Source organism: Mediterraneibacter sp. 210702-DFI.3.120 (assembly GCF_020561005.1).
GTDB lineage: Bacteria > Bacillota > Clostridia > Lachnospirales > Lachnospiraceae > Mediterraneibacter > Mediterraneibacter faecis.
Genome location: NZ_JAJCNG010000019.1, coordinates 43,507 through 68,362 on the forward strand (window position 1 = coordinate 43,507; position 24,856 = coordinate 68,362).

The 24,856-nt window shown below is 39.8% G+C and carries 25 protein-coding genes and 1 pseudogene; 5 read left to right on the forward strand and 21 right to left on the reverse strand.

Annotated elements, in window-relative coordinates; genetic code table 11:
* Positions 1-4: 4 nt before the first annotated feature.
* From LI162_RS10770 to gpr, 3 genes are all read right to left on the reverse strand, one after another.
* The gene (locus LI162_RS10770; protein WP_117824927.1) at positions 5-1,927 is read right to left on the reverse strand and encodes a DNA gyrase/topoisomerase IV subunit B; all 1,923 of its coding nucleotides are present in this window, start codon (positions 1,925-1,927) and stop codon (positions 5-7) included.
* Positions 1,928-2,082: 155 nt separating this feature from the next.
* Positions 2,083-3,285: a stage II sporulation protein P gene (locus LI162_RS10775; RefSeq protein WP_227156579.1), complete on the reverse strand. Its 1,203-nt coding sequence runs from the start codon at positions 3,283-3,285 to the stop codon at positions 2,083-2,085.
* A 30-nt stretch (positions 3,286-3,315) separates the two neighbouring features.
* Entirely contained in the window at positions 3,316-4,308 is a 993-nt protein-coding gene (gene gpr / locus LI162_RS10780; RefSeq protein ID WP_227156586.1) for a GPR endopeptidase, read from the reverse strand.
* Between the two features lie 227 nt (positions 4,309-4,535).
* Between gpr and rpsT the strand changes: the two genes are divergently transcribed.
* Positions 4,536-4,799, forward strand: coding sequence for a 30S ribosomal protein S20 (rpsT, locus tag LI162_RS10785; RefSeq protein ID WP_020436247.1), 264 nt, complete (start codon positions 4,536-4,538; stop codon positions 4,797-4,799).
* Between the two features lie 295 nt (positions 4,800-5,094).
* On the opposite strand, the gene ilvC is transcribed toward rpsT, so the two are convergent.
* From ilvC to LI162_RS10800, 3 genes are all read right to left on the reverse strand, one after another.
* Complete coding sequence (ilvC, locus tag LI162_RS10790; protein WP_015529076.1) at positions 5,095-6,114, reverse strand: ketol-acid reductoisomerase; 1,020 nt, start codon at positions 6,112-6,114, stop codon at positions 5,095-5,097.
* Between the two features lie 144 nt (positions 6,115-6,258).
* Positions 6,259-6,756 (reverse strand): acetolactate synthase small subunit, encoded by a 498-nt coding sequence (gene ilvN, locus LI162_RS10795; RefSeq protein ID WP_015529074.1) that lies wholly within the window; start codon positions 6,754-6,756, stop codon positions 6,259-6,261.
* 167 nt (positions 6,757-6,923) lie between these two features.
* The gene (locus LI162_RS10800; protein WP_055157675.1) at positions 6,924-8,738 is read right to left on the reverse strand and encodes an ABC-F family ATP-binding cassette domain-containing protein; all 1,815 of its coding nucleotides are present in this window, start codon (positions 8,736-8,738) and stop codon (positions 6,924-6,926) included.
* A gap of 195 nt (positions 8,739-8,933) precedes the next feature.
* Here LI162_RS10800 and LI162_RS10805 point away from each other — a divergent pair, with 195 nt between their 5' ends.
* A complete protein-coding gene (locus LI162_RS10805) occupies positions 8,934-9,839 on the forward strand; it encodes a hypothetical protein (protein WP_226875823.1) in 906 nt (301 codons plus the stop codon).
* A gap of 109 nt (positions 9,840-9,948) precedes the next feature.
* On the opposite strand, the gene LI162_RS10810 is transcribed toward LI162_RS10805, so the two are convergent.
* Positions 9,949-10,284, reverse strand: coding sequence for a cupin domain-containing protein (locus LI162_RS10810; RefSeq protein ID WP_020436245.1), 336 nt, complete (start codon positions 10,282-10,284; stop codon positions 9,949-9,951).
* Between the two features lie 217 nt (positions 10,285-10,501).
* Complete coding sequence (locus LI162_RS10815; protein WP_227156589.1) at positions 10,502-11,632, reverse strand: DUF362 domain-containing protein; 1,131 nt, start codon at positions 11,630-11,632, stop codon at positions 10,502-10,504.
* Between the two features lie 190 nt (positions 11,633-11,822).
* Between LI162_RS10815 and LI162_RS10820 the strand changes: the two genes are divergently transcribed.
* Positions 11,823-13,094: a sensor histidine kinase gene (locus LI162_RS10820; RefSeq protein ID WP_226901250.1), complete on the forward strand. Its 1,272-nt coding sequence runs from the start codon at positions 11,823-11,825 to the stop codon at positions 13,092-13,094.
* 161 nt (positions 13,095-13,255) lie between these two features.
* Positions 13,256-13,858: a VOC family protein gene (locus LI162_RS10825; protein ID WP_020436242.1), complete on the forward strand. Its 603-nt coding sequence runs from the start codon at positions 13,256-13,258 to the stop codon at positions 13,856-13,858.
* Positions 13,859-13,932: 74 nt separating this feature from the next.
* On the opposite strand, the gene LI162_RS10830 is transcribed toward LI162_RS10825, so the two are convergent.
* The 13 genes and pseudogenes from LI162_RS10830 to LI162_RS10890 all read right to left on the reverse strand — a co-directional run bounded on the left by LI162_RS10830 (position 13,933) and on the right by LI162_RS10890 (position 23,987).
* Positions 13,933-15,609: an AAA family ATPase gene (locus LI162_RS10830; protein ID WP_020436241.1), complete on the reverse strand. Its 1,677-nt coding sequence runs from the start codon at positions 15,607-15,609 to the stop codon at positions 13,933-13,935.
* Between the two features lie 53 nt (positions 15,610-15,662).
* Positions 15,663-15,932 carry a PD-(D/E)XK nuclease family transposase gene (locus LI162_RS10835; RefSeq protein WP_020436240.1) on the reverse strand — a complete coding sequence of 90 codons (270 nt, stop codon included), beginning with the start codon at positions 15,930-15,932 and terminating at the stop codon, positions 15,663-15,665.
* A gap of 201 nt (positions 15,933-16,133) precedes the next feature.
* Positions 16,134-16,517, reverse strand: coding sequence for an SMU1112c/YaeR family gloxylase I-like metalloprotein (gene gloA2 / locus LI162_RS10840; RefSeq protein ID WP_055157642.1), 384 nt, complete (start codon positions 16,515-16,517; stop codon positions 16,134-16,136).
* A 160-nt stretch (positions 16,518-16,677) separates the two neighbouring features.
* Positions 16,678-16,764: pseudogene (locus tag LI162_RS15930) on the reverse strand (VOC family protein); the annotation flags it as partial.
* 166 nt (positions 16,765-16,930) lie between these two features.
* On the reverse strand, positions 16,931-17,137 hold the full coding sequence (locus tag LI162_RS10850) for a hypothetical protein (protein ID WP_055157644.1): 207 nt from the start codon (positions 17,135-17,137) through the stop codon (positions 16,931-16,933).
* Positions 17,138-17,152: 15 nt separating this feature from the next.
* Positions 17,153-17,620, reverse strand: coding sequence for a helix-turn-helix domain-containing protein (locus tag LI162_RS10855; protein ID WP_055157646.1), 468 nt, complete (start codon positions 17,618-17,620; stop codon positions 17,153-17,155).
* A 19-nt stretch (positions 17,621-17,639) separates the two neighbouring features.
* On the reverse strand, positions 17,640-18,047 hold the full coding sequence (locus LI162_RS10860; protein ID WP_227156596.1) for a hypothetical protein: 408 nt from the start codon (positions 18,045-18,047) through the stop codon (positions 17,640-17,642).
* Between the two features lie 346 nt (positions 18,048-18,393).
* Positions 18,394-19,059, reverse strand: a complete 666-nt coding sequence (locus tag LI162_RS10865; RefSeq protein WP_055157650.1) for a hypothetical protein — start codon at positions 19,057-19,059, stop codon at positions 18,394-18,396.
* 76 nt (positions 19,060-19,135) lie between these two features.
* On the reverse strand, positions 19,136-19,816 hold the full coding sequence (locus LI162_RS10870; protein ID WP_226901251.1) for a hypothetical protein: 681 nt from the start codon (positions 19,814-19,816) through the stop codon (positions 19,136-19,138).
* Positions 19,813-20,745, reverse strand: coding sequence for a MarR family transcriptional regulator (locus LI162_RS10875; protein ID WP_055157652.1), 933 nt, complete (start codon positions 20,743-20,745; stop codon positions 19,813-19,815). Before LI162_RS10875 ends, LI162_RS10870 begins: the two co-directional genes overlap by 4 nt.
* 225 nt (positions 20,746-20,970) lie before the next feature.
* Positions 20,971-21,321, reverse strand: coding sequence for a helix-turn-helix domain-containing protein (locus tag LI162_RS10880; protein ID WP_055157654.1), 351 nt, complete (start codon positions 21,319-21,321; stop codon positions 20,971-20,973).
* Between the two features lie 453 nt (positions 21,322-21,774).
* Positions 21,775-23,013, reverse strand: coding sequence for a hypothetical protein (locus LI162_RS10885; RefSeq protein ID WP_055157656.1), 1,239 nt, complete (start codon positions 23,011-23,013; stop codon positions 21,775-21,777).
* Positions 23,014-23,153: 140 nt separating this feature from the next.
* Positions 23,154-23,987 (reverse strand): DUF2806 domain-containing protein, encoded by an 834-nt coding sequence (locus LI162_RS10890; RefSeq protein WP_055157658.1) that lies wholly within the window; start codon positions 23,985-23,987, stop codon positions 23,154-23,156.
* A gap of 300 nt (positions 23,988-24,287) precedes the next feature.
* Between LI162_RS10890 and LI162_RS10895 the strand changes: the two genes are divergently transcribed.
* The gene (locus tag LI162_RS10895; RefSeq protein WP_055157660.1) at positions 24,288-24,803 is read left to right on the forward strand and encodes a hypothetical protein; all 516 of its coding nucleotides are present in this window, start codon (positions 24,288-24,290) and stop codon (positions 24,801-24,803) included.
* The last annotated feature ends 53 nt before the right edge of the window (positions 24,804-24,856 follow it).

Sequence of the window (24,856 nt, forward strand, 5' to 3'; positions counted from 1 at the left end):
CTCCTTAGATATCCAGTTCTGCCTCTGTCGCATTTTCATAGATAAAATTACGACGCGGCGGTACTTCAGTTCCCATCAGCATCTCCGTTACACTCGAAGCCATTCGGGCATCCTCAATCTCTACTCGTTTCAACATACGTCTCTCCGGATCCAGTGTTGTCTCCCAGAGCTGCTCCGCATCCATCTCTCCAAGACCTTTGTAACGCTGAAGTGTGAACGGACCTGTATGTGTCTTTCTATAACGTTCCAGTGCCTTATCATCATACAGATACTCTTCTTCTCCACTCTTTGGCATTGCCTTATAAAGTGGCGGCATCGCAATATACACATGTCCTTCAAAAATAAGCTCCGGCATAAAGCGATAGAATAAGGTGAGCAATAAGGTAGAAATATGTGCACCATCGACATCGGCATCGGCCATGATGATGATCTTATCATATCTCAACTTTGTAATATCAAAGTCATTTCCGTATCCTTCAGAAAATCCGCAGCCAAATGCATTGATCATCGTCTTGATCTCTGCATTGGCAAGCACCTTATCAATACTTGCTTTCTCAACATTTAAGATCTTACCACGGATTGGAAGGATTGCCTGATAATTTCTGTTTCTCGCTGTCTTCGCAGAACCGCCGGCGGAATCTCCCTCGACGATAAAGATCTCACACTTCTTCGGATCTCTGCTCTCACAGTTTGCCAGCTTTCCGTTACTGTCAAATGAATATTTCTGCTTTGTCAGGAGATTGGTCTTTGCCTTCTCTTCTGTCTTGCGGATCTTCGCAGCTTTCTCCGCACTGGAAAGAACTGTCTTAAGTGTATCCAGATTTCGATCAAAGAAACGAACGATCTCTTCTCCTGTTACCTTGCTGACTGCTTTCGCCGCATCCGGGTTATCCAACTTTGTCTTCGTCTGCCCCTCAAATCTCGGATCCGGGTGCTTAATGGATACAATTGCAGTCATTCCGTTACGGATATCTGCACCGGTAAAATTCGCATCCTTTTCTTTCAGGATTCCTATCTCTCTCGCATACTGGTTCATGACAGTTGTAAAGGTTGTCTTAAATCCTGTCAGATGTGTTCCGCCCTCTGCATTATAAATATTATTACAGAATCCAAGTACATTCTCATGAAACTCATTCACATACTGCAGTGTTACCTCTACTTCAATCCCGTCTGCTTCCCCTTTAAAATAAACCGGGTCATGAAGTACTTCTTTCTTACGGTTCAGATCCTGGATAAATCCAATGATTCCTTCCGGTTCATGATAAACGATGTGCTCAACACTTCCATCTCTCTTATCATCAAACACGATCGTCAGATTCGGATTCAGATACGCAGTCTCATGCAGACGGCTCTTAACCTCTTCCGCTTTGAACTTCGTCTTCTCAAAGATCGTATCATCCGGCAGAAAATTTACCGTTGTTCCCGTCTTTCTCGTCTTTCCGATCTTAGGAAGAAGTCCATCTTCCAGTTCGATCACCGGGATTCCTCTCTCGTACCGGTCATGATGAACAAATCCATCCCTGCTGATCTTCACATCCATATAAGTAGAAAGAGCATTTACAACAGAGGAACCTACTCCGTGAAGTCCACCACTTGTCTTATATGCAGAATCATCAAACTTACCACCTGCATGGAGTGTCGTATAAACCAGACGAGCCGCAGATACACCCTTCTGATGCATATCAACCGGAACTCCACGACCGTTATCTGAAACGGTTGCAGATCCGTCTTTTTCCAATGTCACCTGGATCTCACTGCAGAATCCTGCCAGGTGCTCATCTACTGCATTGTCCACGATCTCATAGATCAGATGATTCAGTCCTTTTGTAGAAACACTTCCTATGTACATTCCTGGGCGTTTCCGTACTGCCTCAAGACCTTCCAATACCGCGATACTCCCTGCATCGTATGTATTATTTCCCGCCATTACTCTTTCTCCTTCTTTCTCGAACTCAAACTGTTCTATACAGTCAATCAACAAGTATGATATCATTTAACCATCTGATTTTCAACTTCTTTTTCGCTCATATGTTCTGTCAACCTTCTTCTGACAGGAGAGGACTGTAACTGTCCGACAACCGTTTATTCTGTAACTACCCGCTTTAATGTCCGTTCCAGCACCTCCATTGCATTCTTCATCTCTTCCACCGTATTTGTCTGCGCCCCTGCTTCGATCAACAGAGACTTTGGCAGCAGATGAAGATTATAACGGTAAGCTTTCAGATAAATATGCCTTGCAAATCCCGGGTAATACTGTTCCGATGCAATCTGCATCTGCAAGGAGAACGCCAGATTATCCTGGATATATGGATTATACAGATAGGCAATATCGCCATTTGTCCGTGTTCTGCTCAATCCATTAAAATACATGATCTTCGCAGTCGGTTTTCCATTCACTTCCGTTACCAGATGTGTGTCCTCATTTACACCGTCTCTGTGAAGATCGATTGCAACTTCAATCGTCGGATTCGCTTCCAGAACCGGCCGTACTGCACTTTCTGCATTCTCATATGCCCTGCTGCGGTCAAGTTTCCCATTAATAATATCATACACTCCGCTGTCATGAAGCGTCTCAATCCCATCCGCATTTAATAACTGCGTCAGATATTCCCCAATCCCAACGATGCTTGTAGATGGATCACCCGGTATGGAGTCGGCAAATTCTTCCTGTGAATGCGTATGAAAGATCAAAATTTTCGGACCTCCTGTACTTTGATCTATCTTCATACTCCGGTTTAAAAGATCATCCACATTAAGCTGCTCCGGTCCGATCATTGTAGAACTGTCTATTGTATAAAGATTGCTTGTCAGATATTCAAAATCACGCAGCCGCTCAATAGAAAGATCCATTCCCGGAACCGGCTGTTCTACAGCACTTTCTTGAGTTGCCGGCTCTGCTCCGACCAGTTTTCCCTCTTCATCTACCGCATGTTCATCATTTGCCTGACACTGAAGAATCCATGCTATCGTTTCCTCATCTTCCAATACTTCCTCCGGTTCTTCCTTTCCTCTTTTTTCTGTCTGATCTTCCAGATATCCTGCCAACGGCATCCACACATGAAGTGGGAGCCAGAAGATCTCTTCCCTTTCTGTTCCCTGTTCTTTCTGATAAGAAAAAAGCGGAAGGTACAATTTCTGCGCATAAGTCTGACTTTCTTCTAATAAAAATGTTCTCCCCTCTTCCAATGACCGGCCCATACCAATTCCTAACGGAATACCTGACAGAACCAGAAGCACCCCATACCATTTCATACGTCGGATTGTTTTTTTCTTATACACACGCATTGCAGAATCCTTCCGCTCATTTCTATCATTCTATTCACTTTCTCCTGCATTTATATCAGAAAAAAGAAGATTCAAGGACGCTGCTATCGTATGACTGATCTGATGGACCATTTCATCCACATCCTTTGGTGTCACAAACATTCCATTTAAATGTGGGGAGATCAATTCTTTTACAAACTCATATTTTTCCGCCGCACTATAAGAGCGCAAAATCTCTCCTGTACTCCTTAATGCCTGCGACTGCTCCAGTGCAGTGATGAAATTTTCCATCGTATCATTGACGATCGTTGCCGCATCAACAACCGTAGGCACTCCGATTCCAATCACAGGAATCCCCAGAGATTCTTCCGTCATTGCATTCCTGTAATTTCCAACACCGGAACCCGGATGAATTCCTGTATCGGCAATCTGGATTGTCCGGTTCAATCGTCTGCTGTTTCGCGCAGCAAGTGCATCCACTGCAAGGATCAGATCCGGCTTCGTCTCATGGACAATTCCACGGACAATCTCCGCCGTTTCCATCCCCGTCTGTCCCATCACGCCGGGAACAATTGCACTAAGAACAATCAATTGCTCCGTGCGCATCGCATATTTTCCGTATTCTTTTACTATATGCCGGTTTACCTCCAGATGATCTGCAACATAAGGGCCAAGCGCATCCGGTGTCACCGCTCTGTTACCGAGCCCGACAAAAAGAATCTTTAATTCTTTTCCATCTTTACAGGAAATTTTATGAAAAATCAATTCCCGGATGCAATCACAGATCCGTTCCTGTAATACCCTGCTATTTTCTTCCACCTCCAATGCCAGATCCGGAGATTCCAGTGTCAGATAAATGCCTGTCGGTTTTCCCATGATCTTCGCTCCATTCTCCGTCTCGATCACCACACGGGTCAGCCGGATCTCATTCTCCTCGTCATACTCTTCCTCCAGAACAACTCCCTGCACTTCTACATTGTCAGATGCAAAACGTTCCTTCTCCTCAAGTGCAAGATCCGTACGCACACTGTAATTTTTCATCATAGCCTCCCTTTTCTCCGTGTCAGGTTAAAGATTCTTGTATACTGTAACCACGATTCGTTTTATTACAGCCTATTTTTAGCATTTTTTTGTAAAATATGTATTGACAGAACACGTTTGTTGGACTAGAATAAATGAGTATGTTTCGATAGAACGTCCGTGTCCGAGTCTATTGAACACATGAATCACATTTGAAAATCATATGATAGAATATTTTGGAGGTGCACACATTGGCTAATATTAAATCTGCAAAGAAAAGAATTTTAGTAACAGAGACAAAAGCTGCTAGAAACAAAGCAATCAAATCTAAGGTTAAAACAGCTGTAAAGAAAGTAGAGACAGCTGTAGCTGAGAAGAATGTAGAGGCTGCTAAGGCTGCTCTTCACACAGCAATCGTTGAGATTTCCAAAGCTGGAAGCAAGGGTGTTTATCACAAGAAAACAGTTTCCAGAAAAATCGCTCGTCTTTCCAAAGCTGTTGACTCTATCGCTTAATTATAAATAGAGAATAGAATTTTCAGTCGCATCTGCTACCGTCATGGCAGATGCGACTTTTGTTATACGTTCAGAGCCAGGCAGTTCTAAAGATACAGATACGAGCCATGCTCGCATGAGCGAGATTCTGTATTCTTAGAACTATGTGGCGGATACGCCACATCGATAAAATGCGTAGCATTTTAGAGATGCCTGGCTGCTGCACGACGCCTCAGTCAAAAAGACCGGCACTTCCAAGTCTTAACCTGAAAGTACCGGTCTTCTATTATCTTATTCTATAATCTCAGACAACTGATTAGTTGTTGATCAGTTTGTCCTCATCACTCCAGCTGTAAAGCTTTCTGATCTCAGCTCCAACCTTCTCTGACTGGTGCTCAGCAGCAAGTTTTCTCATAGCCTTGAAGTGAACCTGTCCACCTGCATCAGACATATCAAGCAGGAAGTCTTTTGCAAATGTACCATCCTGGATATCAGAAAGAATTTTCTTCATAGCTTTCTTTGTCTCAGCTGTAACGATCTTAGGTCCTGTGATATAATCACCGTACTCAGCTGTGTTAGAGATAGAATATCTCATTCCAGCGAATCCTGACTGGTAAATCAGGTCAACGATCAGCTTCATCTCATGGATACACTCAAAGTATGCATTTCTCGGATCATATCCAGCCTCACAAAGAGTCTCGAATCCAGCCTGCATAAGTGCGCAAACACCACCACAAAGTACAGCCTGCTCTCCGAAGAGGTCTGTCTCTGTCTCTGTTCTGAATGTTGTCTCAAGAACTCCGGCTCTTGCTCCACCGATTCCAAGACCATAAGCAAGTGCTCTGTCAAGAGCCTTTCCTGTGTAATCCTGCTCTACAGCTACCAGACAAGGTGTTCCTTTTCCAGCCTGATACTCGCTTCTTACTGTATGTCCTGGTGCCTTAGGTGCGATCATTGTAACATCAACATTCTTCGGCGGTACGATTGTTCCGAAATGGATGTTGAATCCGTGAGCGAACATAAGCATGTTACCCTCTTCAAGGTTTGGCTCGATGTCTTCTTTGTAAAGTTTAGCCTGTTTCTCATCGTTGATCAAAATCATGATGATGTCAGCCTGCTTTGCAGCTTCAGCTGCTGTATATACTTTGAATCCCTGCTCTTCTGCTTTCTTCCAAGAACGGCTTCCCTCGTACAGACCGATGATAACATCACATCCTGACTCTCTTAAGTTCAATGCATGTGCATGTCCCTGGCTTCCGTATCCAATGATAGCGATCTTCTGTCCTTCGAGAAGAGAAAGGTTACAATCTTCCTGATAATAAATTTTTGCTGCCATTTTGCATTCCTCCTAAATGAATTTAAAATATAGAGTAGAATGCTCCCGATCTCTGCGGGGGTATCCTATATAGTGAAAGGTCTTGTCCTTTACTAGCTTTATCTGTTCCGCCGGTTTTTCCGCGGTTCTCTGACTCTTAATGAATCAGAAAAATGCAACATCCTTGCTGCCTCTGGAAAGTCCGGTAATTCCGGTTCTTGCCAGTTCGAGTATCTCGTAATCCTTCAGAAGATTCAAGAAAGCTTCCAACTTATTCTGTGTACCTGTCAATTCAATGATCAGACAATCTTCTTCCACATCTACGATCTTCGCTCTGAAAATATCTGCAACTGAGATGATCTCCCCACGCTGTGCGGCATTCGCACGAAGCTTCACCATGATCAACTCTCTGCAAACGGATTCTTCTGCTTTCAAAGCCTTGATATCCACAACATCCTCCAACTTACGAAGTTGCTTCTCAATCTGTGATAGGATCTGCTCATCACCGGATGAAACAATTGTAATCCTTGTAAATCTAGGATCTGCTGTCATACCTGCCGTAATACTGTCAATGCTGTATCCACGACGGCTGAAGAGTCCTGAAATTCTGCTCAAAACACCTGAATTGTTATCTACGAGCAGTGAAAATACCTGACTTCTCATATGTATCCTCTCTTTCTCACTTCAGGAAGCGAAAATATTATGACTGACTAAGATGACTGGTTCGCTCCTTCCATGATTTGTATAAAACAGAGTGCGTTCTGTTTTTTACTTACTTAATATTAACAACTAGAACCGGCTTTGTCAACCCTCTTTTTTGAGATTTTTCATTACAGACCAAATTCCTCTGCCAGTTCATTCAAATACATCCAACGCTCTTCCTTCTCTTCGAGCTGCTCTCTTACTTTCTCCTGCTCTTCCATCAGCTCACGCAGTTTCACTGAATTCGTTGCATTTGCGGCAATCTGACGATCAAGAGACGCAATTTTTTCTTCCAGCTTTGCAATCTCCTCATCTATTGTCTCATATTCACGCTGCTCCTTGAAAGAAAACTTCACCTTCTGGCGCTGTCCGTCCTTCCAGTTCTTTCCTTTCTTCTGCGTCTCCTCTTCTGTGGACTTCTCTGCCGGCTTAAGTTCAGACTTTCCTGTGATATCTTTGCTTTCCTCTCCGAATCTGCGTTTCTTCGCCTCTACGTAATCCGTGTATCCTCCCTCAAACTGTCGGATCCCGCCGTTTCCATCCAGTTCAAAGATACGATCAACTACATTGTCCAAAAAATATCTGTCATGTGATACGGTGATCACGATTCCTGTAAATGAATTCAAATAGTCCTCAAGGATCGTAAGTGTCGGGATATCCAGATTATTTCCGGCCTCGTCAAACAACAGGACATTCGCATTCTCCGCAAGAACACCAAGAAGATAAAGCCTTCTCTTCTCCCCTCCGGAAAGCTTACCGATCGGTGCATACTGCATATCCGGTGTAAATAAGAACCTCTCCAACAATTGGCTCGCACTGATCTGTCCGTCCTTTGTCGTCACATACTCCGCAATATCCTTCACGTAATCGATCACACGCTGGGAATCATCCATATGCTGTTCTTCCTGTGCAAAATATCCGATCTTGATCGTCTCGCCGATCTCAATCTCCCCTGCATCCGGCTTGAGTACACCTGCGATCATCTTAAGAATTGTTGATTTCCCACAGCCGTTCGGTCCGATAATTCCAAGCCGCTGATTGCGAAGCACAATATAACTGAAATCATCCAGAATCTTCTTCTCCCCAAAACGCTTGCTGACATGATGAAGTTCAATCGTCTTCTTGCCCATTCTTGTCTCTACAGAATCAAGCTCCACCGTCTGATCCGTCACAGGTGCTTTTCCTGCTTTCAACGCTTCCAGACGTTCCAGTCTTGCCTTCTGCTTTGTCGTTCTCGCACGGCATCCACGCTTCGCCCATTCCAGTTCCATCCGAAGAATACTCTGACGCTTTCTCTGACTTGCAAGCTCCATCTCTTCCCTCTGCGCCTTCAATTCAAGGAATCCGGAATAATCCGCATCATATCCATACATCTTTCCATGACTCAGCTCCAGGATACGGTTCGTCACACGATCAAGGAAATAGCGGTCATGTGTTACCATAAGAACAGTTCCACGGTAAGATCTCAGATAATCTTCCAGCCAGGAAATCATCTCCTGATCCAGATGATTCGTCGGCTCGTCCAGAAGAAGTACGTCAAAGTCTCCTGCAAGTATCTTCGCAAGAACTACGCGTCTCCTCTGTCCCCCGGATAAAGTGTCAATCTTCTGATCCCACTGCGTGATCCCAAGCTCCGTCAGATTACTTTCCACCTGCCAGCTCTCCGCATCTGCATCCTGAAGTGCGTAGGAACGGATATCCATCCCCTCCGGAAATGTCGGATTCTGCGGAACAAAAGCAATCTTCAGACCATTCTGACGAACAACCTGCCCCTCATCCGGTATTTCCTCTCCCGCAACCACCTTCAAAAGAGTTGACTTTCCGGTTCCGTTAATCCCAACAATCCCGATCTTATCCCCCTGCTGAACACCAAACGATGCATCATCAAAAATCACTTTCTCCCCATATATTTTAGAAATATGTTCTATATTAATTAAGTTCATTCTTTTCCCTGCTTTCTGTTTTTCTGCATTTTTATCAATCACATCGCCCTTCCAGTATAACAGATATTTCAGACACTGAAAATCTTAAAAATTTTTAAATTCATATTTGAAAGGGTTGAGAAAACACGGAAAACGTTATAACATAGTGAGATACATGCAATGACATGGTTTCAAATTGAAAGTGAGGTAAATGATATGAGCCCGAAGAATGATTTCTCAGACATTTTCGATGATGATTTTGAAGTTACATATGAAGAAGATCCGGAAATCAATTTTCATACTTCTGAAGATACAAAACAAATAAACAGACCTGATTCTAACACGGAGACGATCGTTATGAACGCAGACGATTACCGAGATAACTTTAACGATTCCGATGACAGCCAGTTCGAAGAAGTACTTCCTGAATATGACGATGATTATGAAGATGATGATGCAGATTATGAGGATGATTATTATGAAGACGATTATAACACTTCCAACAGAAGATCAAATCGCAACAATCCTTATAATGATTCATATAATAATCCATATAATGATCGTGACTACGACAGACGCTCCTCCGGCAGGAAACGTTCTGGTGGCGGAGTAAAACTTGCCGCACCGATCAAAAAAGGCGGAAAGGCATTGTCAAGGCTCACAAGCACATTGCTTCAGCAGCTTTCTATTGTGTTAATTCTAGCCACAACAGCATTTGTACTCTACAACTTTTACCGTGCAAGCACACCGTACGGAGATATCCAGGAGGCAATCCAGACACAGAAGATTTCTCAAACTCTGGCCGCTTACTTATGTGTAGCTGCCCTCTTCCTGTTCTTCGAATTCATCTCCCTTCTCTGGTCGATGACACGCGTCCGCGTACGTGACGGAGTCTCCAGCTGGAGAGAAGATACCGGAAGAGGCCTGTGGTCTTTTATCCTTGTATTTGCGATTTCCTATGCCGCATTCCTCTTCAGCCCGCTGCTCCCTGATTCACCGGAAGTGATCTACGGAGTGAAAGGAGCTCTTGATGTATACGGTTCCCTCCACAATGTATTGTTTGGACTGTGTGCAGCCGGAGTCATCTCCTGCCTGATCAGAAAATACAAAAGTTCCAATTAGAATACAATATTCCCTTTACAAAAAGTGCACCCGGCAATGAAATCAATTACGAAATCATTGCCGGATGCACTTTTAAAATTTATGGGCCAGTCTCAAAAAATACGATGCATTAATCCAAAATGATCAGTGCCATAAACACAAGATCTGTATCCCCTGTATTCGTCAGTCCGTGTCCCATTCCATCCGGTGTAAATGTCACATTTCCTGCTTTCACCGGGCGGATACGTCCATTGTCATCATAATTTCCTTCCCCACGAAGAATATAATATGTCTCACTCTCGTTGTGATGCTCATGATATCCAAGAGAACATCCCGGTTCCAGTGTGACTTCTGCATACATCTTGCACTTTCCGTTCAGTTCCTTATCTTCCAGAATGTGCTTGATGATAACGTGTCCCTTTCCACCAGCCATGTTTTCTTTTCTCTCAACTCTTAATTCACTCATCTTCAATTCCTCCTAAAACATTTTTATTGTAAAGCTTATTTGCTGTTACTGTTCACACGATGTGCGACCAGCAACGCATCTCGCCATTTTAAATCGCCTTTGGCGATGGGGCGAGATGCATTCAAGTCAAAACACACATCCTCCGTGTCAATCAGCGAAGTGATTGACACGGGAGTGAACAGTAACCATTTACTACAATACTTCTTTTATCTGACATTTATTTCATATAGATCAATTCATACTCTCTTGTTCCAAGACCAATCTTCTCTGCATGTGCCAGACAAGTCTTGTACTCTGAATTCGGTGTTGTATTCTCAAAATGATCATGATGATCGCAGAAATTCTCTTCTTCCATACGATCTGCAAGCTGGCTGTGCGGCAACGGTGTCGCGCTAAGACAGACATCTGCACATGCCTGATCCAGTGCCAGCGGATCAAAAGAGGCAAACATACCGATATTCGGAAGGATCGGTACATCATTCTCCGAATGACAGTCACAGTTCGGTGATACATCAACGATCAGTGAAATATGGAAGTTCGGTCTTCCATCCACAACCGCCTTTGTATACTCTGCCATCTTGCAGTTCAATACCTTGGTTGCCGCACTGTCCATAAACGAAATTGCATCAAAGTTACATGCCCCGATACATCTTCCACATCCAACACAATGTTCAAGATCAATCGACATCTTTCTTGCATCAGCATCATAAATCAGGCCGTCATTCGCACACTCTCTCAGACAGCTCTTACATCCTCTGCAGGCTTCCTGATCGATCGTCGGCTTACCAACAGAATGCTGATCCTTCTTACCGGCTCTGGAACCACATCCCATTCCGATATTCTTGATCGTACCACCGAAACCTGTCGTCTCATGCCCTTTAAAATGCGTCAGACTGATAAATACATCCGCATCCATCACGGCACGTCCGATCTTCGCTTTCTCTATGTACTCTCCTCCCTGTACCGGAACTTCAATATCATCCGTTCCCTTCAGGCCATCTCCGATAATCACCGGACATCCGACACTCAACGGTGTAAATCCATTCTCCCATGCACAGTAAAGATGCTCCAGTGCGTTCTTTCTACTGCCCGGATATAGTGTATTACAATCTGTGAGAAATGGCTTTCCTCCAAGCTCCTTCACGACATCAACAACCGCCTTGGCATAATTCGGACGGAGATAACTGATATTCCCCATCTCTCCAAAATGCATCTTAATCGCCACAAATTTATTCTCCATGTCAATCTCACTGATTCCTGCTTTCTTCATCAGACGTTTCAGCTTCGTTGGAAGACCTTCGCCAAGCTTCGCCCGGAAATCAGTATAATACACCCTTGCTTTTTCCATGATGTAAACCTCCTGTTGTAAATTCTGACAGCTTAACCCTGCATTCTTATCATACACTATAAATCTGACTCTTCCAATCATTTTTAGAAAAATAATAAAGTGGACATCCCCTTGACGATACGGTATACTCAAATTATCAATTCCGAACTCAGCAGCAGTTCGATCACTCTGAAGGAGATGTAATGATACAATGAATCATCTGGCTGTTACCTCAATACTCACTGTTGTAGCACATATCATCTGGTTTGCTTCTATGACAGAACGAAAATATCCGATCAAAAAAACGGTTCTGCTCTATGGACTTTACGCTATATTCTTCACTATATGGGCCATACTTGCATATTCCCTGCTTGGCAAAGACTCTCCGTATGTGATTCCATTTTCATTTGTCGGAACCATCCTGCCAGCAATTCTACTTTTCCTATATACTTCATCTGATAGTTTCAGCAAAAAAATATTTTTGATCGTTACTTATGCAAATTTGTTCTGCATCATCATTTGCCTTTCTATTTTAATCTGTGATGGATTATTTCCGAATTTATCCATTGTAAAACAGATGTATATACGAAGCTTGGTACGAATACTGTTGAATATTCCTGCAATCCTGCTGTATCTGTGGTTTGCGCGTCCTTATATGCGTACAGTGCCCGGAGACAGAAAACGGACCTGGTACTCTATTTCCCTCGTGTCCTTTCTGTTTTTAACCGTGTTTGCAACGCTTATCAACTTCCTCATGCGTGATGGTCATACCGTCGAACAGATGAGCCTGTTTATCACAACCATGATGATTTATTGTGCAGTACTGTGGATTGTATTTGGCACGATCCAACACATGAATGCCGAAGTGAAGATGGAACTGATCACTCAAAATGTACAATACCTGCAAGGACAGCTTGCCATGGCCAAAGAACATGCATCAACCGCCAAAGCCATGCGTCATGATTTTCGACATCACATGCAAAATATTGACCTGCTTCTGAAACAACAGAAGCCACAAGAAGCGATACATTATATAGAAGAATTTATCCAAAGCCTGGATGCGGCAAGTCCGATTGATTTTTGCCCACATATTACAGCCAACGCCATTTTAAACAACTTTTATAATCAAGCACAGAAAGAAGGAATTCCGATCTCTATAACTGCCGACACACCGGAGCATATAACAATTGCAGATATGGATTTTGTTGCGATCCTTTCAAATCTTCTGGAAAATGCAGTAAACGGATGTATCGAATGCGGTTCCCGGGATGAGATCACAGTAAATCTCCGTATGAAAAAGGAGAAACTTGTGATTGTGTGCAGTAACCCTTGTAAAACGGACCTTGTGATCGAAAATGATATCATCAAGCCAAAAGGAACCGGGATAGAAAGTATCCTGATGGCTATTGATAAATACGATGGAAATATCCGTTATCAGATGGAAGACGGTATTCTGACAGCATGCGTCATCCTTAACTGCTGATCTTTGCAGAAAATCAGATCACTATTTCACGCAGAAAAAACATGGTTTCACGAAAGGAACACGTTTTTTCTGCATTTTTCTTTTATACTTACACATAATAAAACATTCTTGGGATCGTTACTCATCGTGACCCAAATTTATGAAGAAAGGATCTGATTTAAATGATGAACTCAAATGTACAGGCTGCTATGCCAAAATTCGCCGGATTATCCCATGTATGTATTTTCGTGGATAATATGATGGAGGCGGTTGACTATTACCAGAAACTATTGGGCGTTGTACCGGATCATTACCTGTCCCACTGGAGAAACGAAGGTTTCTTTAAAGCCGGCGGATTTGTCAAAGAAGCTGCCGACGGCGATGTCTCTATCGCTTTTGTAAATGTACCGGGCACAAAACTGACACTGGAACTCATGCAGTACCATTCACCGGAAGGACGAAAAGAACCTGTCTTCTTCGCTGCCAACGATGTCAGCGGCGCACGTCATGTAGCACTGAAAATCACGAACATCGACGAAGCATTTTTACATATTAAATCCATGCCGGACACACGACTGATCAATGAGACTGACGATTATCAGGTATTCCAGATCAGCGAGACCTATCCAGATGAGGTTCATTTCTTCGATCAGGATATGAAAGAAATGGATGAAAGGAAACAGCAGACAGCTAAAATCCTCAGTGAAGTGCGGTATTTCTACTTTATTGACAAATACGGTCTCCAATGGGAGTTCGAGCAGGGACATACTGATATTGGTGATTAAATGAAAAAATGAAACAGGAGTCGGTTTGCGTTACCCGTGTTGTACGCAGCGACTCCTGTTTTTTGTTTATCTTATTATTTTTTCTTTACCAGGCAACGCTTTTTATAGAATGCAATACCATAGCAATGAATATGATCACTGTCATACTCGTCCTCAAAATCCCTTGCATACATTCTTTCATCAATTTGCCGCAATGCTTTCTCACACTCGGATTCCAGTTCATCTACCGACCTTGCACGTTTAGCCTCGAAAATAGCCACGTGACCATTGATGGTATCACAGACAACAACATCACTTCTGCCTTCTCCATGTTCTTTATTTGAATCCACCTGATATCCGGCTCCTGCAAAAATACCACTTAAAAATGCATGGTAAAAGTCTTCCCCATAATCATGGTAACTTATAGTTCGCCTTAATAATGCACTCACTTCTTTTGTGATTTTATCGCAATCTTCATTCCATACAGATGAAAACAATTCCGTTCTATTCCATTTTTTAGAACTATCCTCAAACCACTTAGAAACTTCTGTCTCGAAAATTTGCTTGATTTCCAAATTCGGAATTTTCAATGCCACCATGTTGTCTTGCCAGCCATCATCAATCTTATAATCTCTAACCTGCGTTAAATATCCCGTCAAATACATTAAGCTCCACAGATTTTCCTCAGAAGAATGTAAATAGTCGTAAGTTAAATTCTCATCCACTCTCTGAATAATATATCCACCATTCATCAGTGTTTCAAGCTTCTTCGTAATGCTTGCACCCGCATAATCAATAAATGAACGAATAATTGCATTATCACTTGTATCTTTCCAGTATTCATCTGGTTTTGCATTAGGATTCTTCTGCAGGTCATCAACATAACACATCACATCCCAGGGGCAATAAACATCGACATCTCCGAAATGATATCCATCATACCACTTCTTCATAATATCTCCCTTACCCTTGATTTCTGCATCTTCAAGAATTCTATCAACTTCGTTTTGAACAAATCCATAGTACTCATTCAATCGAGAGGATGTAATCGTGTTTGAGACAAAATTGTTTGTACCTGTGAAAATGCTTTCCTTTGCAATTTTCAGACACCCTGTAATAACTGCAAGTTTAATGCACTGATTATCTTTTAATGCCTGCATAAATCCCTTCATTATTTCAAGCATTTCTTTATAATAGCCATTGCTGGTTGCTCTCGCCATAGGAACGTCATACTCGTCAATAAGAAGTATGACACTCTTATTGTAATACTTGCTCAAAAACTCTGAGAGAATTTGAAGCGAACGCATTACTTCGATTTTCCCCGCTCGTCCATACCGAATGTCATCAAACTTCTTTTTTTCTTCTGCATTCAGCACAGGGCTTTCCATGAGATATTCATGCTTCTTAAAAAGCTCTCCGACTTCATAAACAAGCTGCATATACGCAGTTGAAAAATCATTCCCCTCAACCGCCTTAAGGCTCAAGCTCATCACAGGCCACTGATTCATCCATTCCTCGCAAATATCTCTTTGTTTTAAAATTTCCAAACCTTCGAACAAAACTTTGCTATCTTTTTGAATATCCAGAAAACATTCAAGTGTACTCATTCCCAATGTCTTTCCAAAGCGACGGGGACGAGTTATTAATGTAACCTGAGTACCGGATGACTTCAGGATTTCACCAATCAATCCTGTCTTATCGATATAGTAAAATCCATCTCTACGAATTGTCTCGAAATCCGATCTTCCTTTCGGAATATTTAAAAAAGTCATGTCATCCACTCCTCTCCGACATTTTACCGCTGCAACTGCAAAGATGCATCTTGTCAAAAAATATCACGCGCTCCAATGTATTTTGATTCTACCATCTTACTGGATAAATGACAAGTTGTCTCGTATTCTAACCTCTTCTTTTCATCTGCGCTTAATTTATCCAACACGTCATATGCTTCTTCCAATTCAAAATTTTTCTTTGCCATTTTTTCAAAATCCTTTCTGGTTTTTCCTCCAAGAAAGCGCATCCACTGCAACAGGCTTGTCTCATTTTTCTCTTCCGGCGGAAGTTTTGACAATTCTAAGATATGCATTTCTTTCATAGAATTCTCCTCTCTTCTGTGGGATGAATGATTGCCTGAAGAAGAGAGGAGAATTCTATTATTGCAAGCTGAATTTTTTATGCTCTGATATTTTTTTGCAATCTCAAAACAGCTACTCTATATAGCATATTTCTCTGCTTACAGTAGATTGTTTTCATTCTTTCTTTTTCTGCCTTACGGAATATCATTTTGCCTACCTCTTTACTCATGCAGTTCCAGCGGCAGTCCGTCCGGGTCATGGAAGAAAGTCATCTTCTTTCCTGTATAATCGTCAACCCGAATCGGCTCACATTCAATACCGACTTCCGCCAACTCATTCACCGTCTGCTCCACGCTATCAACGCAGAACGCAAGATGACGCAGACCACAGGCCTCCGGCCGGTTTACACGCTTCGGAGGATTTGCCTCAGCGAAAATCTCCAGTTCCGTGTGTTCATTAACACGAAGATCCAGCTTCCAGTCCTTGCGCTCCGGGCGATAGTTTTCTCTGATGACAGAGAAACCCAGCTTGTTCACATAGAAATCCTTAGCTGCTTCGTAATCAGATACGATAATTGCAATATGATGTATTTTTGATAAATTCATTTTTCTCACGCTCCATTTCTTTTATTTCCATCACAAACTATATAGTGACCTCCAAAAAGACCGTATTGTTAACTTCCAGTATTTTTACGACTCATTTTAAAGATATACCGATTTATTAATCAAATGGTAACTCCTCCATATTTAACTGTTGCTAACCTCTTTACTCATGCAGTTCCAGCGGCAATCCGTCCAGGTCATGGAAGAAAGTCATCTTCTTTCCTGTATAATTGTCAACCCGAATCGGCTCACATATCTAATTTTCACTCATCCCGTAGCAATATGCATTCACTTTTACTTCGTACTTTTTTGTTACTTATTTCTTCGTTTATACGGATATCTAGGGATGAAAATATAATGAGGTCAGACCACAATGTGGTCAGCCTTGGAGTCATGTTTCTTAATAATAGTAACTATTAAACGACCTCATCTTCTAGCATTTCTTTTAATCCTTCCAATAAACGCTGTGCTGTCACCTTTCCCATAACAATTGTTGCCACTTCATCCATTATTACACCATCATTATCATCAGTAAAATCAGGACTACGTTGTAACAATTTAATTATCAACTCATCTTTTTCAGAATCCATAGCACATGAAAATCCGTTTACATATTGTAACATCTTATTTACCTCTCTTTACATTTCTTGCAACTCAAAATTATTTATTATCTTTATTGTATTATTATCTAGATGATTTCTTTTAGAATTAAATTGAAGAATATTACTTTTACTAAATTTTTTATCATCATCCCTAGCAAATATATATTCCTTCTTCTGCTCTATATAGCATTCCTTTGATTTCCTAACTGGAGGTTTCAAATTAATATATAATTCTAACTCTAATTTCTCTGCAATTTCTGAAAGTGCCTTAATTGAGAAATTATAATCTCCACCTTCCCATCTTGATACCATTCCCTGACTAACTCCAAGATATCCTGCAAATTCTTTCTGCGACATTTTCAATTCCATTCTACGCTTAACAATAGATGCTGAAATCTTACCCAAATATCTCGATGCATTAATATCAGCAATTGAAATATTATCATCAAACATAGCTAATAAATCCGCTAATGAAGTGCTATTTTCCTTATTTTTTTTCTCCATACTATAAATTCTCCCTTTTCTAGACTTCCTCAAATCTACTGTCCAAAACCTTCTTATATTGAGTATAATCTGTTTTTTTCTTTCCTGCACGTTCATAGAATGCTACTAAAAATTTAGGTGTATCTTTTTCGTCAAATGCCATCAATAATCTAAAGTTAAAATTTTTTCCCGATAAATGCAATGAATAATAATCTCTATCTTGATTCTTTATTATTTCATTACTATCTGCTTTACATACATTTGTTCCCAGTTCCTTTAAAAAATTTAATTGTTTTACTAATAATGTGAAAATTTCTTTTTCATTACCCGTAGCATTTTTAAGCAGTACTTGAAACTCATACATAAACTTAGGATGAAAAACATATCCCCTTTCCGAACATTCTTCCAAATTTTTAATCAATTCCGCTAATACCTGTTTCTTATTCATATAAATATTCTGATTTGTTAATTATATTACTTATATGTAATATAATCAAGTCATTCCTTCCTAATTATTTATCTAGATTTTTATGTGAATTTCACATGACTAAAATCTTATGCTTCCCATCCACTTTAAACAACAAGACTAACTATCAATTGTGACCTGGTTTCCACATATAGATAGTCCGCCGCTTTCACATCTCATTTCGTTATTTCTTCGTTTATACGTATTATATAGGTAAATTTTTTATGAAAGCTCTTTTAGTGCTTCCAAATATCCGATCAACCTTTTCTGTGCATTTGTATCTAATTTTTGATATATTTCTACCAGCATTCCGATTTCTGTCTCTTTACTAATTTTTCTCATTTAATATTTTATACTGACGCAGAATTACCCGTACCCTATATGCTGCAAATCTTTTCGCTCTTTTATAAAAGATAACAGTCAACATAGCCATGATAAATGTAACCACTAAATCTTGCCTGCTAAAACTGAATGATTTTATGTTGTATCTATAATAAGCACTTAAACATAACGGCATTGATATTATTAAACTACGACTCATAGCATATAATGAATTTATTTTATTAGCCTTATCACATTTCTCATGTGTTTCTAAAAAAGTCTTACATAAATAAAATACATACTCATTTTCAGTTTCGTTATAAACCTGATCATCGTTTGATTTATTTAATATTTTGTTTGCAAGCTCTCTAAAAGATTTTAATTCCAACTCATTACCAATAATTTTATTTTCATCATTCAAAAATTTACACCTTGCATTTTCACGAAATTTGAAAACCTTTTTATCAAGAACTGAACTAATCTCTTGTAAAACCAATCCCAAGAAAAAGCTCCCAACCAAAAATAAGATAGCATTAACAATGTCATTTTCTACATTTGCTATTAAATTTATCAATGGTAAATCAAGACAACAACTCACAACAATTACTATCATTCCAGATAACAGTACTCCAAAAAAATCATATACTCCAACTTTATCTAATGCACTATTCATTTCATTTATCTCCTTTTAAAAACTTGTTTTTTAGGCGTTTTATAAACACCACAAGTCCTTGATTTTATTGGTTTTCTCACTGTGCTATATACAAATCTTTTAGTTCGTCCAAAACCTGATCCTTCATTCTCCCTACCAGCCCCAACTGCTTAATATCAATGCTTTCGTTTTGCATCTTCTGAATAAAGTCCTGAATATCTGCATAAACTCCTTGAGGAGCCGTAATCTTGACCATGGGATCAATCAATTCTGTCAGGCGGAAAACATCGTTCTTATGCTTCTTGATGTTTTTGCTGTCAACATGTTCACCTGCAGCCTTGCGATCTATTAAATCCATCCACGCTTTTGCCTTAAATGGAATCAAATATGCCGCATCCAAGACAGTAACTCCATCAACAGTGACTTTCCCCTGTTTCAAAAATTCGTAGTAATCATCGTCCAAAAGAATAGCAGACAGACTTGAAATATCTTCGTCTATTGGTAGCGGTGTCAAAACTGCATCTTCCGGAAGTTGAATGGCATCCAGCTTTCGCGTGAAAAGTTCAATCATCGCAGGATACTGATTCGAGACTGGGTGGCTAAAACGATAAAACTGCGGCACACCCGAACTTTTATTGCAATGTTCATATCCAGCCCGTTTTACATATTCCCAAAATTTCTTTCCAAAATTCGCATCAACTGCTTCTATATTGTTCTTCACTGCTCTTGAACCATTCCTTAAAACTCTCAATCCCTGTAACCATCTATCTTCCTTCACAGTTCATTCAGCATTTCTTCTACTGCTTCTTCAACCCGTTCATCCGCATCTTCTCTCAATGCCAATGCCAGCGAAAGTTCGTCCACAGTATTTCGTGTGGACAATTTTCGGGGATTATATCTCCACATTTCTACAGCCACTTGCACCTGTGAATTTTGCAAACGGTTTGTCATAACATCTTTCCATAGAGAGATTCTTTCTGTTGCATAGTATTTGACGTTCAGTGCATTCAGCATGGAACACTCTGCCAATGCCGAATATCCACTTTCTAGCAAAGCTGTCCCCACAAATTCTTTCGGAATATAAACCGTTCGTTTTATTGGATTCAGCAACTTATCTCCTGCTTTTTGGAACAGTATTTTCGGAGAATCCTCGGATTTTAAAATCCGCTGTACACCTCTTTTCTTTATATGCAGCAATCCCATTTCTTCAAGCTGTTTCGATGCTCTCGATATAGAAGTAGGTGTTAATTCCAAGTCTTTCGCAGCCTGACTTGTGGACAATTCTTGTGCGCCTCCATAAATGAAATGCAACAGAAGCATCTGCGCCGATGGACGCATTTCTTCTCGTTGTTCCCTTTCGGCATTGCACCACTCCTGCAAATACAACGCCATAAAAGGCAAATAAATCTGCCTTCCTTCTACAACAAATGGAATTTTCTCACGAAGCAAATATTCTTTCTGCCGAGAAATAATCTCTTTCAGCACTAGAACAACAGGCAAATTTTCATTTTTCTGTATCCAGGCAACGTGCTTTTTCAGCACTCCAATTTGCTCCAATTCAGTTTTCGGATAAAGGAAAATCGCCTTTTTCCCATTCATAGATGCCATCTGCAGGCGATACCGCATGACAATAAAGTTTGGCAAATGCTTGAACTCCACATCCTCATAAGTTACTTTGATTCCAAGGACTTTATTGAGATACTCCATGTGTTCACCTCCATTTTTAACTCTTTTTAAGTTAAGATGCAATATTAAAGTTAAGATAAACCACAAAGCGCTGCATGGTAAGGTATTTAACGCCTATTCCAATAAAGCCTCCTTGTCTCTGCATCTGAATATTCCCTCTCCGCTATAACAGCTATCTTACCTCATACTTTTTTGTTTACTCATTTCATCATTTCTTCGTTTATGCGTATTATATAGGTAAATTTTTTATGAAAGTTCTTTGAGTGCTTCCAAATATCCAATCAATCTTTTCTGTGCATTTGTATCTAATTTTTGATATGTTTCTACCAGCATTCCAATTTCTGTCTCTTTACTAATCACATAAGTATTATTATCCCTGCTTCTGTTTCCTGTATGCTCTGCTCCTGATAACAGCTCATATGGTGTCACATCCAACACTTCGCAAATGATCAAAATCTTATCACTTACCGGATTTGTTCTTTTTTTCTTCCAATCACTTATGGAACTCTCTGCAATTCCTGTTCTTTGGGCAAATTCTTTCTGACTCATTCCCTTTTCTTTTAATAATTCAAAAATCTTATCACTGATTGTTTTCATTCCTTTTTTCCGCCTCTTTTCTCTTACCAGTACCTACATATATAGCAGGTACTGGACACTTAATTGCTTTTCTTATTTTCATAAGTCTATCACTTCATATGCGATTTGTAAATGCGAATTTATTTGTTTATAACAATTTGATAGGGTCAGACCACAATGTGGTCTACGACGAAAAAAACAAAGCAATAGGAAGAACACATTTTAACAACAAAAAAGTCGCATTCTAATAATCAATAGTTTTTAACATGGCTTTTCCGTGAAGCTCTATTAAAGTGCGTCTTTTTTTCTAATCTACTTTCCTCTTTTCCCAATTTCACACCATTGGCCCTACAGAAAGAATTCCTCGATAAAACATCCGTGGTTTTTGACGACACACGAGAGGATAATATGAAAGAAAAACTCGCTTTAGAGCGCAAGGGAAAACCTGACAATGCAAACCGTGATCATGTACAACTACCCTTTTGCAATATCCTCATCAAATGCCTGCCGAACTGCGTCTTCATCATACATTGCCACAATCTGTTTCTCTTTCAGCTTTTTCTTAAGTTCCTTTTTCGATAATCCCGTCAGTATCCTAACATCATCAAACGTCAGATAACTCTTAGGCTCTCCAAAGCTCATCATTGCTTCATCTAGAGGATCAACCGGGGACTCTTCCTCCGGATGCTCCTCTAGATGAAAGGCAATATAAAATCTCTGTGTACTCTTCAGATAACCGCATAGCCTTTGGTAAATATAAGTGATTGATCGTGCATAATCTTCATCCGGATTATATTGAAATGCATAGTGATTGATCTCACCTTCGTCATCCGTCACAATATTCCCCCTCACAATTTCATCTTTCAATTTGAAATATGCCAGATTAATCGACTCTTCATCTGTCAGATCTGCATCTGATCCCACCTGCATGATTCCTACTGTTGTATGTCTTCCCGACCGTACTTTTATTCTCTCCAGTTTTCTTTTGAATTTGCCTCTGTTATAATTTTCAAAAATCATGATTGAAAAAAGCAAAATCCAGATCCGGTTATCGTTTTCCGTAATCTGAATAATATCTTTATACTTCTTGTAAAAATAATTAAATCGATTACTGATATATTTGTCCAGTCTTGATTCACTCACGACCTTTTTCTGTGTATACACTTTATCAAGAAAAACAGTCATAAATTTGTATACCACAGCAATTACAACGAGCCAGAATTCATTCACAAGTTCAGAAGCCGGTATAAATACTTTTTCCGGTTCACAGAGAAAATACTTAATCAGAAAACAGGCTACTCCGATTCCCAATACCGCATTTAAAAGTTCATATCGAACATTATACAATTCTCTTCTATTCAGTAAAATACAAATAAGAAATGCACGGTACACATAATATGCTACCACGTAAACAATCAAGAATTTTCTGCCAAAGGCTAATTCCTTCACGTGATAGCAAAACATTGACAGAAGGATCAAAATGATATTCGGAATCAAGATATTCATTAAAATATTTGTTGACATTCCTTTGTCCTGATCCGCGCGAAATGTAAATACCGCATACGGTCTTCCACTATTTGTGACACTGTGTAATACACTTCCACACCAGGAAATAGTATGTACGGTAATGGCAGCAAGGAGAAGCAGGAATAACAGGAAAATCCAGTCTTTGAGATTGTATGAAAATATTGAGGTTAAAATAGTGTTTATCATTTGTGTATGTCTTTTTCCGTAAAGTTTATAAGAACTTTACCATATTAATATATATAATTTCTAAGATTCAAAAATCATTTTATTTAAAAGCAAAAGCTATCGTATCTAATATATCTTTCATTGGACCTTTTGACAATTTTCTACATCTCCTTCCTCCACATTGATAAACAATATTCCTCAAAAAATCCCTCTTTCTTTTCCACAGATATCGCTCTATGCAATGCCTGGCCTGATTTTGTAAAAAGTACATTCCCTACTCTTACCGTTTTTGTTTCTTTCTCCATCTCATACTCTGAATCAAAATAATGAACCTTTATTGGATTACTCTCACTTTCGATAACATATCCTGCTGCTATCGAGACTAAATCTGCCTCTATTAAACCTAATGCAATCAAACTTATAATTTTATCGAATGTTATTCCCCACTTTTTATATTCATCTAATCTGTGGCACCAAATAACCGGCTCATATTCATCATCTACTTTTACTGCCAAAGAACACAATGTGGTAAATGTCTCCGCATCTTCCCGATCCATTTGTGCTAATGTATATAATAATTTTTTTGGTATACTGTTATTATCATTACACTCTTCAGCAAGAATCTTTCCCCATATACTTTGAAATACTTCATCCGAAATAAGTCGTGCCTGATCCATAAATAAAACAATCCAATCGTCATCGACTTTTTGTGGATTAGCTCCTTCCCTTAATTCATTAATTGCAAATCCAACTACATCTTTCTGATTACAATATTCTTTTATCGTCTTCTTTGCCTGACTAATCAATGCAGCCTTAAGCAATGAGTCATAATCACTATTTTTAATATCCTCAATATATGTAGCAATTGCAATTCTTTCAGGTGTCTCTCTATTCACTCCCCATCCTACAGCTGTTCCTAATTTATCCAACAAATTATTGACAACATCTGCAGCACCATCAATATCTAATATACTATATTTATTTATATCACTCATTTTTTCTGTCCTTCTTTCTATTTTTCCTCTATTTTAGTTCTCTCGGTTTCATTTTTCTGTTTTATTTTCTTTCTAACAGTTTTTATTATCTGAATTATAATAATTCCTAAAATAACAATCTATGAAAAATATTCCAATTCCTTCAGCCCTGATTTCATCGGCATTTGAAGAAATTCTTTTCTTTTTTTACAAAAAAGTACTTGACAAAACCTCCTGAAAGTGAGGTCGCTTCGCGACCTATTAATTAAGGAATTGTTCGTCTCGCCACGAACCTTAATTACACTTTAGGAGGTATGTCATATGAATCGAATTGACATCTGCAAAAATATCATCCAATCCATTAAGGAGTATATCACAACCCCAGAAAAACTGGAACCTCATCGTGCGAAAAATCATTTTATTCGCAAACGAAAGCTTTCTCTTTTTCAAGTAATTATGTATCTGCTTTACACTTCAAAGGCCTCCATGTTTCAAAATCTTTCCCGTATTCGGGAAGATCTTGGAAGCCTTGATTTCCCTGACATTTCAAAACAGGCTCTGTCAAAGGCTCGCCAATTTATTAACCCTGACTTATTTAAAGAGCTCTACTATTTATCAGTTGATTTATTCTATAAGCAGTTCCCATCTCGTAAACTTTGGAATGGATATCATTTATTTGCCATTGATGGTTCTAAAATAGAATTGCCTAATTCGAAATCGAATTTCGAGTTCTTTGGTGAAATGTTTGGATATCCTGATCCAAGCCGCCGTTTTACTATGGGACTTTCGTTACTGTGTCGAGCATCAGCACCTTTGTCTTATGCGCTTAAAACATAATTATAACATTGCTAAGAAATGCTCTGGAGACATAATCACGGTTCTTCCCGGCA

Coding starts and splice junctions, on each gene's coding strand:
- LI162_RS10770 (WP_117824927.1), bottom strand. CDS start 1,927: ATGGCGGGAAATAATACATACGATGCAGGGAGTATCGCGGTATTGGAA.
- LI162_RS10775 (WP_227156579.1), bottom strand. CDS start 3,285: ATGCGTGTGTATAAGAAAAAAACAATCCGACGTATGAAATGGTATGGG.
- gpr (WP_227156586.1), bottom strand. CDS start 4,308: ATGATGAAAAATTACAGTGTGCGTACGGATCTTGCACTTGAGGAGAAG.
- ilvC (WP_015529076.1), bottom strand. CDS start 6,114: ATGGCAGCAAAAATTTATTATCAGGAAGATTGTAACCTTTCTCTTCTC.
- ilvN (WP_015529074.1), bottom strand. CDS start 6,756: ATGAGAAGTCAGGTATTTTCACTGCTCGTAGATAACAATTCAGGTGTT.
- LI162_RS10800 (WP_055157675.1), bottom strand. CDS start 8,738: ATGAACTTAATTAATATAGAACATATTTCTAAAATATATGGGGAGAAA.
- LI162_RS10805 (WP_226875823.1), top strand. CDS start 8,934: ATGAGCCCGAAGAATGATTTCTCAGACATTTTCGATGATGATTTTGAA.
- LI162_RS10810 (WP_020436245.1), bottom strand. CDS start 10,284: ATGAGTGAATTAAGAGTTGAGAGAAAAGAAAACATGGCTGGTGGAAAG.
- LI162_RS10815 (WP_227156589.1), bottom strand. CDS start 11,632: ATGGAAAAAGCAAGGGTGTATTATACTGATTTCCGGGCGAAGCTTGGC.
- LI162_RS10820 (WP_226901250.1), top strand. CDS start 11,823: ATGAATCATCTGGCTGTTACCTCAATACTCACTGTTGTAGCACATATC.
- LI162_RS10825 (WP_020436242.1), top strand. CDS start 13,256: ATGATGAACTCAAATGTACAGGCTGCTATGCCAAAATTCGCCGGATTA.
- LI162_RS10830 (WP_020436241.1), bottom strand. CDS start 15,609: ATGACTTTTTTAAATATTCCGAAAGGAAGATCGGATTTCGAGACAATT.
- LI162_RS10835 (WP_020436240.1), bottom strand. CDS start 15,932: ATGAAAGAAATGCATATCTTAGAATTGTCAAAACTTCCGCCGGAAGAG.
- gloA2 (WP_055157642.1), bottom strand. CDS start 16,517: ATGAATTTATCAAAAATACATCATATTGCAATTATCGTATCTGATTAC.
- LI162_RS10850 (WP_055157644.1), bottom strand. CDS start 17,137: ATGTTACAATATGTAAACGGATTTTCATGTGCTATGGATTCTGAAAAA.
- LI162_RS10855 (WP_055157646.1), bottom strand. CDS start 17,620: ATGGAGAAAAAAAATAAGGAAAATAGCACTTCATTAGCGGATTTATTA.
- LI162_RS10860 (WP_227156596.1), bottom strand. CDS start 18,047: ATGAATAAGAAACAGGTATTAGCGGAATTGATTAAAAATTTGGAAGAA.
- LI162_RS10865 (WP_055157650.1), bottom strand. CDS start 19,059: ATGAATAGTGCATTAGATAAAGTTGGAGTATATGATTTTTTTGGAGTA.
- LI162_RS10875 (WP_055157652.1), bottom strand. CDS start 20,745: ATGGAGTATCTCAATAAAGTCCTTGGAATCAAAGTAACTTATGAGGAT.
- LI162_RS10880 (WP_055157654.1), bottom strand. CDS start 21,321: ATGAAAACAATCAGTGATAAGATTTTTGAATTATTAAAAGAAAAGGGA.
- LI162_RS10885 (WP_055157656.1), bottom strand. CDS start 23,013: ATGATAAACACTATTTTAACCTCAATATTTTCATACAATCTCAAAGAC.
- LI162_RS10890 (WP_055157658.1), bottom strand. CDS start 23,987: ATGAGTGATATAAATAAATATAGTATATTAGATATTGATGGTGCTGCA.
- LI162_RS10895 (WP_055157660.1), top strand. CDS start 24,288: ATGAATCGAATTGACATCTGCAAAAATATCATCCAATCCATTAAGGAG.